This is a genomic window from Sphingobacterium sp. HMA12, from assembly GCF_002933815.1.
In the GTDB taxonomy this organism is placed as follows: Bacteria; Bacteroidota; Bacteroidia; order Sphingobacteriales; family Sphingobacteriaceae; genus Sphingobacterium.
Genome location: NZ_BEYR01000001.1, coordinates 209,368 through 229,125, shown reverse-complemented (window position 1 = coordinate 229,125; position 19,758 = coordinate 209,368). Strand labels below are relative to the sequence as shown.

The following is a 19,758-nucleotide window of genomic DNA, read 5'->3' as shown; positions in this document are numbered from 1 at the left end:
GGGAAATTTATCCTATAATACACATTCGCATTTGTCTTACAAAAGGGGATTTAGCCATTAAAGACTTTACTGCAATACTCATAAGGAATGTGATTTTACTAATGTTGATATAGTTCATAATGCATTAAAATTTTATTCGGACAAAAAGACACCATTTTTTTGTACTTAGCATCTTTGTTGTCTCTCACAAATATAAAAGATATTTTAATAAAATCTACCAATCCTATAGATTTTATTAAAATACAAATAAAATCCGATTTGCAATGAGCAAAACACACCCGTAAGCACTAATTATCACTCGCTTAAAAAGTCATTGGTCAATTATTTGAGCGACTTAAGATAGTCCTTAATTAGTATTACGCCCTCCTCATGAAGCATAGTCGTTCCTTTTTGAGGCATATGCATCTCACCTAATACCGACATTCGTCCAATAATTTTGGCTTGTTTGAGCCAGATTCCAGTTTCGGTTACCGGACTTTCAAATCTAAGATCCAGCATAGTCATATAGGCGGTTCCCCTCGGATTATGGCAATGTGCACAATTCACCTCCAAGTAAGCCCTTGCTCTTTGTTCGGTAGTTTGATTATGGTCCTGATCGTCTGGCAACGAACTTAGCTTGGACCATGATGGAATATCTATTACACCTTTACCTTTCAAATATTCCAACTGTTGAATTGTATCATTGTCCCGAAAGACGACCCGATTTAAATTTCTGATCTTGGGACCTATAGGCAGTATGCGATCTCCCTGGCGGTGACAGGCAATACAATCCGTGCGGGAAGGAATGATATAATTTGTCTGCCTTTTTATGCTTTTACCATCTAAAAATAAAACGGGTACCGCTGCGCTGTCAGCTAATAAAAAGGCTTCATTTTGAGTCGAATTCCATTGATAGGTCGCTACATTCCATTGCCCTTTCTCGTTAATCAGGAGACGCGTTTCCAACAATACTGATTTTGAGTTTTGCGGAGTACCCCGCTGTGGGTAGAAAAAAGTTTTAGCGATAATGGTACCGTCCGGAAAATTTGGTAATCCATCGTCTGATGCCACAATTTTCTTACCTTTTGGAAGGAAAATAACACGTTTTTTGTCAGCATAATCCGTAAATAATGCAGAAGCTAATTCGTAAGAAATACCTTGGTCATTAGGTACAAGATCGGCTATTTTTCCTTTAAACAATCCATAGTCGGATAGTTTATCCCGAAATATGATATTATCCTTCGCAATTTTTCCCCTGTCCTTATTGTTGAGTACAATAAAAAGTATAGGTATCAGCAAAATACCCATTAAAATTACTGCTTTTTTCATGTCTCCCATGTTCCTCGTCCCTTTCGCTATTTTCCATTATTTGGACGAAGATAACACAAAAAAACAGACTTACTAGAAAGGCAATTTTATCCGATCGATTGCTGATCTGTTTTTTTTTATAGACACAAGATAACACCAGTTAATTTATTCGACAATATTGCGTTTTTAAAAAAAATAAAGCGAATTAAGAGGCCTGCACGAGGAAAAAATGGTTATATTTAAATGTCATTAACCAAAACTTCGGATCCATGGAAGACATGATTCTTTATAATCGGCTTCAATTTGCCTTTACAATCACATTCCACTATTTATTTCCCCAATTGACCATGGGATTATCATTAATGATCGTCTATTTCAAATGGAAATTTCTACAAACTCATAATGAAGATTACAACAATGCTTCAAAATTCTGGATGAAGATCTTTGCACTCAATTTTACAATGGGTGTGGTGACCGGCATTCCTATGGAATTTCAGTTCGGAACGAATTGGGCAAAATTCTCTGAGCTTACCGGTGGAATTATTGGGCAAACCTTGGCAATGGAAGGGATGTTTTCATTTTTCCTGGAATCCTCTTTTTTGGGAATGTTTCTCTTTGGAGAAAAATTACTTGGTCACAAACTTCACTTTCTTTCAGGTTTGATGGTATTCATTGGCTCCTGGGCAAGTGGATTTCTGATAATTGCGACGCATTCCTGGATGCAGCATCCTGTGGGTTATGAAATTCTTGAAAATGGAAAGTTTGTACTTAACAACTTTAGTTCATTGTTTAGCAACCCTTGGTTATGGCCGTCTTATCTCCATAATCAAGCGGCATCCCTGGTGACAAGTTCTTTTTTTGTTGCCTCCATCGGAGCTTTCTATCTCCTAAGCGACAGGCATAGCAAATTTGGAAAGATATTCGTAAAAAGCGGCGTTATCTTTGGCGCCATTTCATCCGTTATACTTGCATTCCCAACAGGCGACCTTGCCGCCAAAAATGTGGTTAAATACCAACCTGCTGCATTTGCAGCCATGGAAGGTATCTTTAAAACAGAGAAGGGCGGATCTGAGATTATCCTAATCGGCCAACCTGATATGGAAAACAAAAAACTTGACAATAAAATAGCTGTCCCAAATGTCCTAAGTTTTCTTACCTATCAACGCTGGGATGCTGAAATAAAAGGACTAAACGAGTTCGACGACTCATTACATCCCACAAATGTCCCCGGACTGTATTATAGCTATCACATCATGGTAGGTCTAGGTACAATATTCATCGGAATAATGGTATTGGGCAGTTTCTTGCTTTGGCGAAATAAATTGTATCAAACCAAATGGTTACTATGGATTATTATGTTTATGATTCCTTTTCCTTATATCGCCAATACAGCAGGTTGGTATACTTCCGAACTTGGACGGCAGCCATGGCTGGTATATAACCTGATGCGTATGGTTGATGGCGTATCGCCTACGGTATCCTCAGGTAATACTTTGTTCACCTTACTGGGATTTGTCGGACTGTATATCCTTTTGGGTTTATTATTCTTGATGCTGGTACTGAAAATTATTAGAAAAGGCCCGGAGCCTCATATTGCTTTAAATTAATTTGTCATGGAAATATTCTGGTTTATTGTATTAACTTTCATGTTGGCTATCTACGTAGTTCTCGACGGTTATGATTTTGGAGCGGGAATTGTACATTTATTTTTTGCAAAGACCGAACAGGAGAAGAAGGCAGTAACAAATGCAATCGGTCCATTTTGGGATGCCAACGAGGTTTGGCTGATCGCATCTGGTGGAGTTTTATTCTTTGCTTTCCCCACACTTTATGCCTCATCTTTTAGTGGATTCTACCTCCCTCTCATGCTGGTATTATGGTTACTGATCTTTAGGGCAATAAGCCTTGAACTGAGAGGCCAAGTGCATCATAGGCTTTGGGAGGCCTTATGGGACAAAGCTTTTGGTCTGGCGAGCCTACTTCTTGCGCTTTTTTTTGGAGCCGCTTTAGGCAATGTGGTCCGCGGAGTTAACCTCGGCATGGTCGAAAATGGCGTGTCTACTCAGGAACCGCATTATTTCTTTCTAGCACTCTGGAATCCCACCTTTGATCCTCTGGCCGAACATCAAGGTATTATTGACTGGTTTACAGTGATATTAGGTTTAGTCGCAGTCGTAACGCTGACAATCCATGGTGCTGGATGGGTCATATTAAAAACATCCAGTACTTTAAACCAACGGCTTAAAAATATCATATTTAAACTAAATTTCGTATTGCTTGTATTGGTCCTCCTATCGGCTTATGTCTGGCATTATGTAAAACCGATATCCCTGAATAATTTGCAAAATCATTATTGGCTCTGGATCTTCCCACTGATCGCAACTGTTGGCTTGCTTGGACAGTTTTGGGTCAGAACATTCAAAAAAGATGGCGTCGGTTTCCTCTTCTCATCGCTATTTATAGTAGGAAGTTTTGCGACGACAGTAGCCTCCATGTTTCCTACCTTACTTCCTTCCACCAATACCATAAACCCATCGCTGACCATACAGAATGCTGCAGCACATGAATATGGGTTAGCTGTAGGTTTAGGATGGTTTATCTTTGCAGCAATTTTGGTAGTCGCTTATTTTATCATCCAATTTCGGGTCTTTAAAGGAAAATTAGATGATGTAGGCTACGGTGAACATTAAAATAATATATAACATCTTAAAGACCTAATAATTTGTACTTTAAGGCGAGTTGCACCAATTCGACCATATTTTTCACCTTAAATTTTGTTAAGAGGTTGCGTCGATGTGTTTCTACCGTAGCGGGGCTTAAAAACAGCTTCTCTGCAATCTGATTGCTGGTATGGCCATTGGATATCATAATTAAAATCTCCTTTTCCCTTTGTGTTAAACGAGGAAGAGATTCCATCGAAGATATTGCCCCAACATACAGTGCCCTCGCGCTATCGCAGAGCGCTTCTTTTCCATTTAATCCAAGCTGGACACAACGAAGGAATTCTTCATTGGACACATCTTTTAATATATAACCATTTCCTCCATTTCGCATAAACTGAAAAATAAGATTACGATCTGCCAGATTACTCAGTGCAATGACCGGAATGCTGGAAAACAGCTTCTTCACCTGTAGACAGACTTCCAATCCACTGGTATTCAACAGCTGCATATCCATAAGCACCAGATCTACTTTTGTCCTATCCAAGAATTCGATCAATAATACTTCCTCCAAAAATGAATATACTTTATACCCCTTTTGGTTATTGAGAAAGGACGTTACGCCTTCCAATAATAAAGGATGGTCATCCAATATGGCAATAATTTTCATACATTAGTTTTAACTAAACACTTACTCTTATTTCAATTTGGGTGCCAGATCCAATTTTGCTCTGTATATCAATAGATCCATTGATCCATTGAATTCTTTTTACCATGTTATTTAATCCCATTCCATAATTTGCCGCGGACGAATCAAATCCTTTTCCATTATCTTCTATCAAAACCTGCAATATTCCCTGTGATCTACTTACCTGGACAATAATGAGATCTGCATCTGCATATTTCAATGCGTTTGAGATCGCCTCCTGGACAATCCGATATATTGCTAACCCTTTTTGAAAGTCCAGGCGTACTTCATCCTCATAATTCTCAAATTGGATCTGAACCTTTTTATTTCTCATCGAAAGACACAATTGTTCCAATGCTGCTATCAGACCAAATTGCCGTAATGACTCAGGCATCAAATTATGCGATATCCGTCGAACTTCGCCCAAAATATCATTCAGTTTGTGAGGTAATTCATCCGTCAAATTGAATGCGCCAGTGTGCTCTCCAGCGACCTTAAACTTCAACCCTGTCAGCATTCCGCCAATACTATCGTGCAAATCCTGTGCGATACGCTGCCGTTCCTGCTCTTCAGCTTTGAGCATGGACTCGGAAATTTGCAACTGCTTTTCCTTTGCCAATTTCTCTAAAGCAATCTCATGATTTATCTGGATCTGTCCATTCAGTCTCCGTTGTTTTTTATAGGAAAAGGTGACAAATAAAACAACGATGAAAAGTAATATAGCAATACCTAAAACAAGAAAGATCTTTAATTGATTGCGATCTTTTTCTGCACGTAGATTTAAAATCAATTTTTCTTTTTCTACGGTTTTGTATTTAGCTTCCATTTCGTTCATCTTCTCCAAAAGCTGTACCTTCTGTATACTATCAGATAGCTTACTCGCCACATTAGACATCATAAGTGCTTCTTTATAATCCCCCATCAATTCATTGACCGCAGCCAATTGGCTATAAACAATTTTACTATTGTAAAGATCACGTGTCAACAATCCGTTTTTTATAATCTCCTCCAATGGTCGTTTCGCTTCAGCATATTTTTTTTGCATCAAATAGACATTAAACTTTCTAAACAGCATCATCTGGTAGAATTTCCAATTGTTCATTTTCTTCGACCAGTCCAAACCAATATCCAGCATACGTAACGCTTCATCTGTCTGTTGTTTTGTCGTAAAATAGAGCGCTTCATTGTAATAGTAATTGGGTAGCTGAGAAGAGTTTGGATTCTTACCTAAGAGGAATTTAACTTTGTCCAATAGTAATCGAGCTTCCTTTGATTTTACCTGATAACAATATGTACTAACGGCATTTAAATAGGCTACCAGTAGCGCGGTGCTCGCGGGTTGCTGTTCAAGCTGTTTGATCGCCATCTGATGATACTCATCTGCTTTTGCCAATTGATTGGATGACATAAAGGTCATACCGATCATCGTATTTATTGCTCCTTCCATGAGGGGATCGTGTGCTTTGGCATATGGCATACATCTACCGTTGAGTATATCCAAAAAATCAGCAAACCCTTTTTTCGGAAATCGAATTAAGCCCAGGTTGTACCAAGCTTTGGCTAAGAGCTCCTGCTGAAAGGGCTGCTTGGCATTCCCCAGGATATCCACGCATTTTTGAGCTTCAATCCCTGCACGCTTACTATCTAAAAATTGGCCATAGAAGAAGCTTTTATAAAGTGCTTCCATGGCCTGGAGGCTTTTAAATGGTTTAGCCATCTGCTCCCCCTGCCGCATATTTTCCCAGAATTTCACGGTATCACGAAACCTGTAGTAATCCGCCAAATAAAAGTACTGTAGTGCTTTTACGCTGTCATCCGAAGTTGATTTCAATAACATTTCGGCATCAGTGCGATATTTTTCTTCATTTAAGGGCAGAAATCCTTGCGCATTCGTCGTCTGTGCAGCAAAATGCATTGCACAACATATTATTAATTTTAACAAAACCCGACATTGTAATCTCATTTAATCAGATACTTTATATAATATGAAACAGTTTATTGCATTTTTAATGAGATGCGCCTCGTTCAATGTGTAATGCTGGAAAATTCGGTGGACACGAACTCTTCAACACATGGTCCTTCAAAACTAAGCAATTTTAAAAACAAATAAAGCACTTTGATCGCGATCAAGGTGCTTTATATTGTCCTGTCTAGCAATATATCTAAACTGCTTTTATGAAAGAAAATTTTTTATGAACGTCCCAACTGTATTTCAAACACTGCGGCTCTAGTTGTCGCGATATTGATCAACAGATCTAATTTACGTTTATACGTTGAAGACAGCGTCCTTGAACTAGAGGCTTCAAATAGTCCACTTTTAACAATAGGCACGCTAAAAGGCAGGGTCCATGCCCGTAATGATTTTGCTATCGTATCCATTGCGTTGATCCCTTGTAAAGCCTGCACTCCATCTGCCCAGCAAACCAGCCCAATATTTTTGTCCGTAAGATATGCCGGACTATTTTTTGCACTTATCTCCAACCAATCCAAACAGTTTTTCATTACACCGGGGATACTTCCGTGATATAAAGGAGATAACCAAAAATGTACATCTGCCTCTAAAAAAAGATTATTCATAATCCTTACACTATTTGGAATTCTGCTAAGACTACTATCAAAAAGTGGAATGCCACTATCCGCCAGATTAAACACGCTGTTCGCTATCCCAAGCTGATTCAGTTGTTCAGCGAAATAATCAGATAATACACCCGAAGTAGATTCCGGCCTCCGCTCCAAGGCTCCATTAAATATTAATGCTTTCATTATTTTTTATGTTCTTTTAAAAATAACCTTTGGCATTCCGATTTCTCCGTACATCAATGTTTTGACAATCGGAATTAAACGTGAAGTAGCCAATATATAAAGTGATTCGGGCATATTTGGTCGCGCCCTTATAACAACTTTTTGATCCTGATACAAGGAAAGGTCTGCATGATTCAAATGCTGTGTCCATAATTCCAGTTCCATTGTTTCCACACTTTTAAAATTATAATATGCTACAATAGCATGGAACTTTTCGGCTAAAGCCATATATACCCAAGGTGGAACAATTGCATCGACGGAACAAGTAAATGCGACTGCCTTACCGGTAAAGGGTTTTAGGTCCAACGCAGCTAGGGCAGCCTTAAAATCCTTTTCACGAACAATCATTTCTTGGTAAAAGAGTATTTTGATGTCAAATTCTACAATTTCAACTCTATTTTTGAAATCAATGAGGTCAAACGCCAATATCCCCGAATTTTCAACCTTATTTACAAACATATCTTTATGTAATTATCATCCCGGTTTGATGGAAGTTTAAACCGATTAAATTAATTTACCGATGGTCTCTTCGTATTTCTTTTCGACTACGGACCAATCCAGAATAGACCAAAAAGCGTCTAAATAGTCCGCTCTTTTATTCTGATATTTCAAGTAGTAGGCATGTTCCCATACATCAATGCCTAAAATTGGTACTCCTCTGCTCATCAATTGAGTGTCCATTAAGGGATTGTCTTGATTTGGTGTAGCAACCACGTCCAATGTACCATTGTACTTAACGTAAAGCCAAGACCATCCAGAGCCAAATTGTCCAAGCCCTGCATTTTTTATCCTTATTTTCAACTCATCCAAAGAACCAAAAATCCCATCTATTTCTTTGGCCAGCCTTCCAGTAGGTACCGTTTTTGGGGTTGGAGATAAGATTTCCCAGAACAAAGAATGATTGTAATGACCGCCAGCATTGTTCCGAATAGCAGGGCTATACAGACTCACCTGCGCCAGGAGGTCTTCCAATTCAGCACTTTCGGACGTTGTATCCAGTGCTTTATTTAGATTATCAATATAGGCTTGATGATGTTTCTGGTGATGAATAGACATTGTTTCCTGATCAAAATAAGGTTCAAGCGCTCCATAAGGATAAGGTAAATCTGGTAATTGAAATTTGTTCATGATATTTTGAATTTTATTGTTTTTAGAATAAGTCAAAGCTAAATAATAGATCTTAATAAAACAACTTATTAGTTGTTTTATTAAGATCATAAAATCAGTTGTGTACTGCAGACAGCTTATACAAGGATCATTATGACAACATATAGAAAAAGTAGTATCTTTGTCCAGAAACATTAAAACAACTTTTTAATTGTCAAATGCAAAAAACACCTGCAGATAGAATATTGATGTTATTAAAAATGAGGGGCGAAGTTACTGCCGCCCTGGTTGCCACGGAGCTGTTGATCACGAAAGAAGGCGCTCGCAAGCACCTGCTCAACCTTGCCAATCAAGGGCTTATTGAATCCTATGCTAGAAGCGAGGGGATCGGCCGACCGTCGACCTACTATTGTCTTTCAGCACTGGGACTTTCAAAATTTCCGGATAGTCACGCTGATATTACGGTCCAACTGCTTCAATCCATTAAACAACTGCTTGGCGAGAATGCGCTGGATTTATTGATTACTGATCGAGAGTCAAAAGTATATCAGCGGTATAACAATGCGTTATCTGGTATTGAAACGCTTGAGAATAAACTTGATATTATGGCAATGAAGCGAACAGAAGAGGGATATATGGCGGAATGGAAAAAAGAGGCCGACTCTTACCTTTTCATTGAGAATCACTGTCCCATATGTGCTGCTGCAACAGAATGTCAAGGTTTTTGCCGTTCGGAGCTTCACAATTTTCAACAGCTTATCGGACCATCCTATACAATTGACAGAATTGAGTATATTATCGAAGATGCTGCACGTTGCACTTATCGTATTAGAGAAAGAAAATAGCGTAACTTTTTTAGGCAGCGTCCAAATAAATTAATAATATACCAAAAAGTATTTTTTATATTTGCAATCAAAGCACAGCGAGATCATGTCAAAAGCAGAACAGACCCGACAATTTATCATTGAAAGAACAGCCCCTATTTTTAACAAAAAGGGCTATTTTGCGACTTCCCTTTCCGACATCACTACTGCAACAGGTTTAACAAAAGGCAGCATATATGGTAATTTTAAAGACAAAGATGACCTAGCACTTCATGTTTATAGTTATCAAAGTAAAAAAATAGCTGATGGAGTAGATCAACAGATAACCCAACAAAAGACGGCCTTAAAGAAACTCTTTGCTTTTTTTGATTTCTACAAAGAAAATTTCAAAAATATCGCGGCTTCGGGCGGCTGTCCGTTAATGAATGCTGCGATCGAGGCTGATGACTCCTTGCCTTTTTTGACTCCCAAAGTCAGGCGATCATTTACACTTTGGAGGCAACGATTGATTTCGATATTGGAAGAAGGTGTTAAGGCTGGTGAGTTTAAACAGCATATTTCTGCTGAACATTTTGCCGTTACCTTCATGGCCATGATCGAAGGTGGTATTTTACTTTCAAAAATTTCAGGACGCGGTAAAGATTTAGCTATTGTATTGGATAATATGAAAGAAATGGTAGATCGGGAAATCAAAATTTAATTTTTTTAAAAACACAGATACCAATCGGTATATTGAAATATTAATTTGAATATCATAAAAATGAAAAGAGTTGTAATTACCGGCATGGGGACAATCAACCCATTAGGAGATAATATTGATACATTTTGGGATAATATTTTACGCGGTGAAAACCGTACAGCTATCATCAGCCGCTTTGACGCGTCTTTATTTCGGACGCAAATCGCGAGCGAAATCAAAAACTTTCAACCGGAAAAATACCTCGATCGAAATGAGATCAAGAGAAGTGATCTATTTACACAATATGCCTTATATAGCGCATCGCAAGCTTTAGAAGACTCCGGTTTGGATCCGAATACATTGGATCCATTCGATATTGGTGTTATTTGGGGTGTTGGACAAGGGGGAATGGAAACATTCGAAAATGAAGTTGAAAACTATGTAACAGGTAATTATATCCCTCGATTCAGCCCTTTTTTCGTCCCAAGGCTTATTGTTAATATGGCTTCGGGAATGATATCAATGAAATTCGGTTTGAAGGGCATCAATTATACAACTGTATCTGCCTGTGCAACCTCCAATACAGCTTTCATGGATGCGTTCAATTATATTCGGTTAGGAAAGGCAAAAGTCTTTATTAGCGGCGGATCGGAAGCTCCCATTACTCCTGCCTCAGTAGGTGGTTTCTCTGCAATGAAAGCAATGTCGGGCAGGCATGATGATCCTAAAACAGCAAGTAGACCATTTGATCGAGATCGGGATGGGTTCGTCATGGGAGAAGGCGCCGGGGCGCTGATACTGGAGGAATATGAGCATGCCAAGAAAAGAGGTGCAAAAATCTATGCTGAGCTTGCCGGCGCATCCATGACTGCTGATGCCTATCACATGACTTCGCCTCACCCAGAAGGCATAGGCGCAGCAAAAGCAATGTCACTTGCTCTAGAAGAAGCCCAAATAAACAGTGATCAATTGGATTACTTAAATCTTCATGCTACTTCTACTCCCGTCGGTGATATTGCAGAACTGAAGGCGATGCAACTCGCATTTGGTAAATCCAGCAACCTCTGGGTCAGTTCGACCAAGTCAATGACCGGTCACCTGCTAGGCGCTGCAGGTGCAATTGAAGCGATTATTGCGATAAAATCCATAAACAACAATGTAATTCCTGCAACTATAAACATCGAAAATATAGACCCTACAATCCCCAATGGAATCAATATTGTTGTAAACCAACCGTTGGAAAAGGAAGTCCACACAGCAATGAGCAATGCCTTCGGTTTTGGTGGACACAATTCAAGCATTCTCTTTAAAAAGATTTAATATTTTAAAAAAAGACTTGACAAAGTGTATTAAAGACACTACCTTTGTAGTATCATAATTTAGGTTTATAATTGGTTATTTAAGGTTTTCATTCTCCCCGTTTGAAAACCTTTTTTTATGCCATTAAATTCTTAATTATCGACAAGCTTAATGTTATCAAGTTTTAACGTTAATAAATACAAAAATTTAATCTAAAGAAGACCACAGCGTTCCAAAAATTTTCAGTTCTATGAAACACTATTCTGTTATAAATTTGAGGGCGCGCCTCTGCTTCCATTGGAGATTAAATTATTTATACTAAAGTGGATGTAAAAGTTCTTTTTTTGTTAAGAGACTTAAGAAGGGGACAATCTATTAGTTTTATTATTTTACACTGCTATTATTTTAATTCAACAGATTCACGATAAAAATTCTCACAAATTGATTTCAACAAAACAGCGAGGCAACTCACACTACCCCGCTGTATGAAAATAAACATATGAAACTAAAATTTTCCTTTTCTTGTGTCCCACCACAATTGTTTACCCCAAACATAATCAACTACTGAGCTCGCTGCAGCTTCAGTATTTTCTTTATTATAGAGATATTCATTGTTTGGATAAGGTAGTCTCCAAGGTTGATCGTTATGTTTTTTACCAAAAATCGAATTTAGTGAAGGATAATTGGTTAGAGGAATTCCTGTCCGTCGATATAGTGACCATGCTTCGAAATTAGCCTTAAATAGAGCTACCCACATATCCCACCAAATTCGTTCTTTAGTATCGTTCCATTTTCCTTTACCTTCCAAATATTTTGTAATATCTGCACCTGCAACCCCATTGTCTTCCATAGACAAATGCACAGCCCGTGTATACGCACTTTCGGCAGTAATTCCGACATTATATCCTAGCATTGCTGCCTCTGAGAGTATATAATAAGTTTCGCAGGATTTGTAGAAAGGAGTAAAGCCTACCGGATCCTGAATATATTTATTCCCAATCCAAGAAACTGAGGTAGTTTTTTCAGGTCCCTTACTAGCGCCATTTGGAAATCCAACATATTTCCCTTCATTATTCTTTGTTGCAATGACCGCTAATCGAGGATCATCCATACTTGCCAAATGATCAATAAAGATATCTGAAATTCCCCAATTATTGATTCGATTGCCGTCAACTCCAGAGCTATACCAAGGTTCAAAATAAGGTTTTGAACCTGGCCATCTTAAATAACAGTTTTCATCGTTGGTCTCCAATACTGGATATTTCCCTTTATCACCCGCTATTTCTTCAATAGTGGCTTTGGCCAGACTAGATGAAACTCCTGAAATACGCATCGCAATTCTTAAACGTAAAGAATTACAGAATTTTTGCCACCTCAGCATTTCATCTTTAATGGAAATATCTTTAAAGTTTTTCGAACCATAGATAAAATCACCAGATCTAATATCGTCTTCACCTACACCTTCGGCCATGTCATCTGCAATTTCTTTTAAACTCTTTAAAACAGCAGGATAGACATCTTCTTGTTTATCATATTTTGCTGTCAAAACTGACCCTTTTTCAGGTAACCCTTTCAAAGCATCTGTATAAGGAATATCTCCCCAACCATCTAACAAATATGACCACATGTAGTTCTGCCAAATACGGGCAACGGATCTAACATTTTTATATTTTTGCGGTTCAGGCGCTGTCTGTTCTAATAAATAATTCAATTGAGCATTATTATAATAACATGCATACCACCTATTTCCATACGAATTATTTGTTGGTACCAACCCGCTCATAAAATCCATATATTGAATTTTCACGATATAACCTGCAAATGTTCCATATCCATCGACATCCCCTCCAAATTGTTCTCCTGTATTTCTAATGACATTAACTAACATATTTAATGGAGGGCCATCAGTCAGAGCATCTGGATCCGTATTTATTTTTTCAAAGTTTTTTGTGCAACCCGATACTACGAATGTTAGTAATGTAGCACATATTGATATATTTTTATAAAAGCTTTTCATATCTTTCGTTCCGATAAAAATTCCTGAAAAGGAATAATACAACTTAAAATGTTACACCTAATTTCAAACCAATGCTACGAGACGTAGGAACAGAAGCTTGTTCAAAACCTACTCCTCGGCTGTCACTAGAAACCCCTCCAGTCTCTGGATCCAAACGCATTGTATTGGACTTATGCACCCATAATAGCGCCAAATTTGAACCTATCAAAGTAATATTAGCTCTTTTTATTCCTTTCCATCTCGAATAAAATTCCTTAGGAATATTATAAGTTATGTGAGCTTCTCTTAACTTAAGAAATGAGCCATCAAAGACTGCCATTGGTGCAATTGCGTTTTTGAACCAGTCTTGCGCATTTGTTTCAATCGTATTTTCGACCCATTCTCCTTTATCATTTTGCATCGCAAATCTCTCATTTGGCATAACATCTTTTCCTGCAATAATTGCTCTCTCACGAATTCCATTTTCTGCTGTAACTGATGCTATTCCCGTAGCGTATCCATGTGACATCGTCTGTGACCAAATATCTCCTCCCTTTCTAAAATCCAGCATAAAGCCAAAACTAAAACCTTTGTATCTGAAATCATTACGCATACTCGCTAAGAAATCAGGTGTAATATTACCAATAACTTGATTGTCTACGCCGGCTAGAAGTCCATCTTCTGTAACTTTGATAGCCCCTTTCATTGGACCGTCTGTCACCCGATCATATCCAGGCCCCAATAGTACACCCCATTTTTCCCCAGCATTTGCAGCAGTGGAAATCCCCCATGTCCACCCTAATCGATAACTAGTAACATTCAATTCAGGATAGAGTTCAATAATTTTACTTCGCTCCTTTGAAAAGTTGATCGTAGTTGTCCAATTAAAACCATCTTCACTCTTTAGAATATCGCCTCTTAGTTGCAATTCAACACCTTTACTTTCAATTTCCCCAGCATTTAAAATCATTTGATTGAAACCAATAACATTTGAGGTTGACACTGGTAATATTTGGTTTCTAGAAGATTTATAATAATACAAAAGGTCGGCATGCAAACGCTCCTTAAAAAGCCCCACTTCAGTTCCTACTTCCCACGTACGGATTTTTTCAGGTTCTAAATTTTCATTTGGAAATACCATCGACTTATAAATCTGAGCTACATCGTTAAAAGAATTTGTTTGGGCCAAATAATATGCTCGATTTCGATAAGCTGTTGTCGCATTACCGATTTCAGCCCAAGATGCCCTAATTTTCCAAAAAGACAAAACATCACCTTTTAAGTTGGCAAAAGTAGTTGTCGGCAACCAACTTAAACTAAATGAGGGATAAAAAAAAGATTTAGTAATTGTCGAAGACCAATCGTTTCTTGCACTGAAATCTAAATACACTTGATCTTTCCATCCAATTGAGCCGTTTCCATAAATAGAATTCGAACGTATATGACTATGGTCCATAAAATTATATGCTGCACCTTGTTTATTGCTTATCGTATAAATTCCAGGAACAGTTAATGCGTCTGCACCAATTGTAGAGTTTTGCCATTGTGCATCTCTATAATTAGCACCTGCCGTAGCAAGAATATTAAAATCACCAACAATTTTTGTATAAGTTGCAATGAAGTCTAAGTTTAGTTCTGTGTTACTGATTTGAATATCTCTAAAACTCCCGTTTTTGTAGTCATAATTAAACAAATTCCTTTGAAACATTTTGGAATTATAATAATCCATTCCGATACGTCCTTCGAACTTCAGGTCTTCCATAGCTTTATAGTATAAGGAAGACTTTCCAAAAATCCGATCTCGCTGATAGGAGTTTGTGTTCTCATGTACATTAAAAAAAGGATTGACGTGATAACTTTTATTCCAGTTATAATAGGTATAGTCACCTTTTGCATCCTTCTCATCCCAGTTATTCTTCAAGCTTTTCATATCGACTTGACGTCCAAACCATATTAAACTATTCATCGGATTATTTCCGTCATATCCTTGACTCACTAAATTATTGCTTTGTGTTCTTGTATAATTAGTCGTTATGTCATAGTCAAATTTGTCTGAGACTTTATATGTGTTATTAATTTGAGCGGAATATCGCTTTTGATCTGTATTTGGTACTGTTCCTTTTTGATCTCTAAAAGAAAGTGAAGCTCTTGTAGTGGATCTCGCATTTTTCGCTAGTAAAGAAAGATTATGATTTTGAGAGTATCCCGTTTGAAAAAACTCCTTAACATTATTTTTGTGTGATATCCAGGGGGTAGATTGCCGCACTCCATTAACTAAAGGGCTATCAAATTGTGGTATCATCAACCCAATATCCATTCTTGGTCCCCAAGATTCGTCGACGCCATCGTTCACACCATCATTTCCTGTCCCGTCGAAATATGAAAATGCATTTTTCACCGCATAATCTTGATAAGTCATTCCCTTTCCATCTAATTTGAAATGATATTCATCGCCAGCTCCACCTTGTCCATATAAGTTTTGATACTTTGGAATGGTCAATGCTCTATCCACAGTGAAATTTCCATCATAAGAAAGGGAAACACCATCCGCCCCATTTTTCCCAGACTTAGTTGTAATCAAAAGAACTCCATTTCCCGCCCGCATACCGTACAAAGCAGCAGATCCACCCTTCAAGACTGTAACACTTTCAATATCTTCTGGGTTGATATCATTTATTCCGGATCCATAATCGACACCATTATATGTATTATCTCCTGAGCGCTGAACGTCATTGGAAATTGGCACTCCGTCAACAACAATCAACGGCTGTTGATCAGCTTGAAGAGAAGAATTTCCTCTAATGGAAATTCTAGCTGATGCCCCGACCGTACCGCCAAATTGATTCACTTGTACACCAGCCATTTTCCCGGCAAGAGAACTAGTCAGATTAAGCTGTCCGGCATCGGTCAAATCTTTTGCTTTCACTTCTTGGATAGCATAGCCTAAGGATTTTTTATCCCTAGTAATCCCCATAGCTGTTACAACAACCTCATCCAAGCTCCGTTCATCAGATTGTAATGTAACCTGAATAGTTGTCTGATTCGTTAGATTTACTTCCTTACGGTCATAGCCAATCGCAGAAACATTCAATACCCCTGCCTGTTTGTAGTTTATCGTAAATTCTCCATTTTGCCCAGTCTGTGTACCGGTTCCATCTCTAAGTGTGATTGTAACTCCAGGGATAGGTTTCCCGTCTTGGTCGATCACCTTCCCTTTCAAAACTGTTTGTGCATATACTGCCGAGCTCACGAGCACACTTGCGGCTAGTAGTGCAATACTTCTTCTGTTCATAAGTTTAGTTTCAGATGTTTAGTTTATAGTGCTTTTTTTTATATAAACTAAGTTATCAACCCGACTTCCTGATTACTAACCGAATCTTGACAAGTATTGCCCCATTATTAACAATAGATGTTAAATGATACCAACGAAAAAATAAATAAATATATAAAAACAGTGAATTTCAAATATATTCACAGCAAATCTTAAATATAACATCAAAATAAAAGAAAATTCTATAGCTGATATTACATGATATCAAAAAAAACACTGTATTATCAAATTTTAAAGATAAAATACTTTAAAAAATATAAAAATCTATAAAAATACACCGTTTCAAATAACAGAATACAGGGTCTGCTTATATTTTTGAATATATTCTTTGGGATTACAACCAATAATCTGTTTAAATACGCGGTTAAAATTCGTAATGCTATTAAATCCGCAACTGTATGCAATAAACGAAACACTGTCTAAATGATCTTCATTCAATTGATTACAAACCTCTTTAACCCGTATTCGATTTAAATAAGAGACAAAAGTGACACCGCAATGTTTCTTAAAATACCGACAAAATGCCTGCGGTGTGAGGTTCGCATAATCCGCAACATCCTCGAGGCTAAGATCATGTTTAAAGTTTTCTTTAATATGGTTACAGATTTGGTTAATTCGATTTGAGCTATGAATTGCGTCAAATGCTACTTCACTTCTCTCCGCACAAAGCGGATCTGTATCTCTCGATATATTTGCCAAAGAACGCAAAAGATAGAAAAAATGCATCAGCTTATCCATCTGTTCTGAAGATTTCAATTGTAAAATTCTTTCTGAAATTTGCTGAAAATATTCACCCGGAATTTTAAAACCACAGGAATTGCTGTAAACAAATTGATTTAACGATTCAAACTCCTCTAAAGAAAATAATAGCTTAAGCTTGCCATTCGGATCAAAAAATATCGAAATCGAACGAGATTCATTTGAAAAACCATCCTGAGAGGAGGACTTAAACACATGCGGCTGATTTGCTCCCAAAAAGAAAATATCATTTTCTCTAAATGGATGCAAAGTATCTTCAACAATCAATATTCCTCGTCCTTTAATTATCCACATGAGCTGTGCTTCTTGATGTCTATGAAGGTGTGGGTAAAAGGTTTCTAAAATATCTTCTTGTACGGTTAGACTTTGGCCCTGCATACTGGGCACATTAAATTGGAGCGTTTTCATAGGATTTCATAAGTTTATGTTCGTATTTACGACTGTTTAGTTAACATAAATATAACAACTACGAAATAAGGAAACACATCTATCACAATACGGAAAAAAACAAAAACAAAATATGTAAACAATGTGATAATATTTACGAATCTATAAATTTTCCATTTCGTATTTGATAAAATCGGACATCAAAACTTAAAATCTAACAAAAACAAGGTTAAAATACAATTAGACTTTGATAAATTGTGGTAACTAATATTCATTGGAAACATGGAACTTTATTAAATCCCAATATTATTTTGTTTTCATGTATAGATCACCAAAAATAAGCAATTGTAACAACATTAAAATACTAACCATAGTACCGGTTCTTGAAGAAGAGTCTTCGAGGCTAAAAGATTAAATTTTTCGATATTAGCTAGTATATTATATCATGCGAATAATACTATATTAAATCTTAATCATACGTCGTTTCTTAATTTTCACCAATATGTTTAAAAAAGAAATCTATATTACCCGCAGGAACGAGCTCACTGCAAAATTTATTTCAGGTAAAATTTTGTTGCTTGGCAATATTGAAAATCCGATCAATTTTGAACACAATACTTACCCTTTTCGTCAAGACAGCAGTTTTTTATATTATATCGGTATACAAAGCCCTCAATTAGCCGCTGTACTCGATATTGACCTTGGAGAAACCGTATTGTTTGGCGATGAAATGACCATCGATGAAATCGTCTGGATGGGACAACAGCAGACCCTGGCTGAAAAAGCCGCCCTGTCAGGTATTCATAAGGTACTTCCTCTTGGGCAACTCTTTGACTATCTAAAAAAAGGTGAGAAAAATTCGATCCATTACCTTCCTCCCTATCAATCACACAATAAATTATTGCTTACGAAATTGCTCAGTTGCCAGGTTGAACAATTTCAACCATCTATCGCTTTAATTCAGGCCGTAGTCGCACAACGCAGTATTAAATCAGCAGAGGAAATTATTGAACTAGAGAAAGCTGTGGACGTAGCCGTGGATATGCACCGTCTTGCTATTCAGATGACCAGCCCCGGTCGTTATGAGTATGAAATCAGCAATGCCATGCAGCATTTCGCACAAGATCAGGGCATGTCTTTTTCTTATCCTCCTATCGTTACTAAACGAGGTGAAATTTTGCATAACCACATGCAATTTCATCAAGTTCATGCGGGAGACATTTTGTTAAATGATTCGGGTGTTGAAACATCACTGGGATATGCCTCCGACCTAACGCGTTCCTTTCCCGTAGGCAGGCGCTTCACGTCTTTACAGGAGGAAATTTATCAGATCGTTTTATATGCTTTTAAATCTGCTGAACGCTTATTAACTGTTGGCGCTCGCTTTAAAGATATCCACTTAAAAGCCTGTGAAGCGCTTGTAGAGGGTCTGATACAAGTTGGATTTATGAAAGGTAATGCACAAGATGCAGTCGTTAATCATGCACATACTTTATTCTTTCAATGTGGACTAGGCCACCTCATCGGTTTGGACGTCCATGACATGGAAGATCTCGGCGAACAATATGTAGGCTATACCGAGACAGAACCTAAAGACACGAAAACTTTTGGTCTTAAATCCTTAAGACTGGGCAAGCAGTTAGAAACGGGCAACACACTTACCGTTGAACCTGGCATCTATCTCATCCCCAAGCTGACACAGCTTTGGGAGCAACAAAGTCTGCACAGGGATTTTGTCAATTATGATTTTTTGAACAAACACCTCGAATTTGGCGGTATCCGTATCGAGGATAATTATCTTATTCAAGAAAATGGCACGAAACGTCTGGGAAAATACCTTGAGCGTGAGTTAAATGAAATCTATCAACTTAAAGACAATGCTCCCAATTAGCATATTGGGAAACAAAATGGCGAAACACTGTGCATTGAATAGCGGACT

At 37.6% G+C, this 19,758-nt stretch carries 15 protein-coding genes; 6 read left to right on the top strand and 9 right to left on the bottom strand.

The features are described from left to right. Positions 1-321: 321 nt before the first annotated feature. Positions 322-1,308 (bottom strand): hypothetical protein, encoded by a 987-nt coding sequence (locus tag HMAT_RS00970; RefSeq protein WP_158655549.1) that lies wholly within the window; start codon positions 1,306-1,308, stop codon positions 322-324. A gap of 248 nt (positions 1,309-1,556) precedes the next feature. Between HMAT_RS00970 and HMAT_RS00965 the strand changes: the two genes are divergently transcribed. Then, positions 1,557-2,894 carry a cytochrome ubiquinol oxidase subunit I gene (locus HMAT_RS00965; RefSeq protein ID WP_104380957.1) on the top strand — a complete coding sequence of 446 codons (1,338 nt, stop codon included), beginning with the start codon at positions 1,557-1,559 and terminating at the stop codon, positions 2,892-2,894. Positions 2,895-2,900: 6 nt separating this feature from the next. Beyond that, positions 2,901-3,977: a cytochrome d ubiquinol oxidase subunit II gene (gene cydB / locus HMAT_RS00960; protein ID WP_104380956.1), complete on the top strand. Its 1,077-nt coding sequence runs from the start codon at positions 2,901-2,903 to the stop codon at positions 3,975-3,977. 16 nt (positions 3,978-3,993) lie between these two features. On the opposite strand, the gene HMAT_RS00955 is transcribed toward cydB, so the two are convergent. The 5 genes from HMAT_RS00955 to HMAT_RS00935 form a co-directional block, all read right to left on the bottom strand. After that, the gene (locus tag HMAT_RS00955) at positions 3,994-4,617 is read right to left on the bottom strand and encodes a response regulator transcription factor (RefSeq protein ID WP_104380955.1); all 624 of its coding nucleotides are present in this window, start codon (positions 4,615-4,617) and stop codon (positions 3,994-3,996) included. 13 nt (positions 4,618-4,630) lie between these two features. Beyond that, positions 4,631-6,550 (bottom strand): sensor histidine kinase, encoded by a 1,920-nt coding sequence (locus tag HMAT_RS00950; RefSeq protein ID WP_158655548.1) that lies wholly within the window; start codon positions 6,548-6,550, stop codon positions 4,631-4,633. A gap of 275 nt (positions 6,551-6,825) precedes the next feature. Continuing rightward, entirely contained in the window at positions 6,826-7,398 is a 573-nt protein-coding gene (locus HMAT_RS00945; RefSeq protein WP_104380953.1) for an NADPH-dependent FMN reductase, read from the bottom strand. Between the two features lie 6 nt (positions 7,399-7,404). Next, positions 7,405-7,896, bottom strand: a complete 492-nt coding sequence (locus tag HMAT_RS00940) for a DUF2480 family protein (RefSeq protein WP_104380952.1) — start codon at positions 7,894-7,896, stop codon at positions 7,405-7,407. Between the two features lie 45 nt (positions 7,897-7,941). Continuing rightward, positions 7,942-8,565, bottom strand: a complete 624-nt coding sequence (locus HMAT_RS00935) for a superoxide dismutase (protein WP_104383240.1) — start codon at positions 8,563-8,565, stop codon at positions 7,942-7,944. Positions 8,566-8,762: 197 nt separating this feature from the next. Here HMAT_RS00935 and HMAT_RS00930 point away from each other — a divergent pair, with 197 nt between their 5' ends. The 3 genes from HMAT_RS00930 (at position 8,763) to fabF (ending at position 11,367) form a co-directional block, all read left to right on the top strand. Next, positions 8,763-9,389 (top strand): metalloregulator ArsR/SmtB family transcription factor, encoded by a 627-nt coding sequence (locus HMAT_RS00930; RefSeq protein WP_104380951.1) that lies wholly within the window; start codon positions 8,763-8,765, stop codon positions 9,387-9,389. An 85-nt stretch (positions 9,390-9,474) separates the two neighbouring features. Further along, positions 9,475-10,068, top strand: coding sequence for a TetR/AcrR family transcriptional regulator (locus HMAT_RS00925; RefSeq protein WP_104380950.1), 594 nt, complete (start codon positions 9,475-9,477; stop codon positions 10,066-10,068). 60 nt (positions 10,069-10,128) lie between these two features. Next, complete coding sequence (gene fabF / locus HMAT_RS00920) at positions 10,129-11,367, top strand: beta-ketoacyl-ACP synthase II (protein ID WP_104380949.1); 1,239 nt, start codon at positions 10,129-10,131, stop codon at positions 11,365-11,367. A 484-nt stretch (positions 11,368-11,851) separates the two neighbouring features. Here fabF and HMAT_RS00915 read toward each other — a convergent pair whose 3' ends face one another. The 3 genes from HMAT_RS00915 to HMAT_RS00905 form a co-directional block, all read right to left on the bottom strand. Beyond that, the gene (locus HMAT_RS00915; RefSeq protein WP_104383239.1) at positions 11,852-13,363 is read right to left on the bottom strand and encodes a SusD/RagB family nutrient-binding outer membrane lipoprotein; all 1,512 of its coding nucleotides are present in this window, start codon (positions 13,361-13,363) and stop codon (positions 11,852-11,854) included. Positions 13,364-13,406: 43 nt separating this feature from the next. Continuing rightward, positions 13,407-16,634: a SusC/RagA family TonB-linked outer membrane protein gene (locus HMAT_RS00910; protein ID WP_104380948.1), complete on the bottom strand. Its 3,228-nt coding sequence runs from the start codon at positions 16,632-16,634 to the stop codon at positions 13,407-13,409. A 321-nt stretch (positions 16,635-16,955) separates the two neighbouring features. Further along, complete coding sequence (locus tag HMAT_RS00905) at positions 16,956-17,840, bottom strand: AraC family transcriptional regulator (RefSeq protein WP_104380947.1); 885 nt, start codon at positions 17,838-17,840, stop codon at positions 16,956-16,958. A 481-nt stretch (positions 17,841-18,321) separates the two neighbouring features. On the opposite strand from HMAT_RS00905, the gene HMAT_RS00900 reads away from it, so the two are divergent. Beyond that, entirely contained in the window at positions 18,322-19,710 is a 1,389-nt protein-coding gene (locus tag HMAT_RS00900; RefSeq protein WP_104380946.1) for an aminopeptidase P family protein, read from the top strand. Positions 19,711-19,758: the final 48 nt, after the last annotated feature.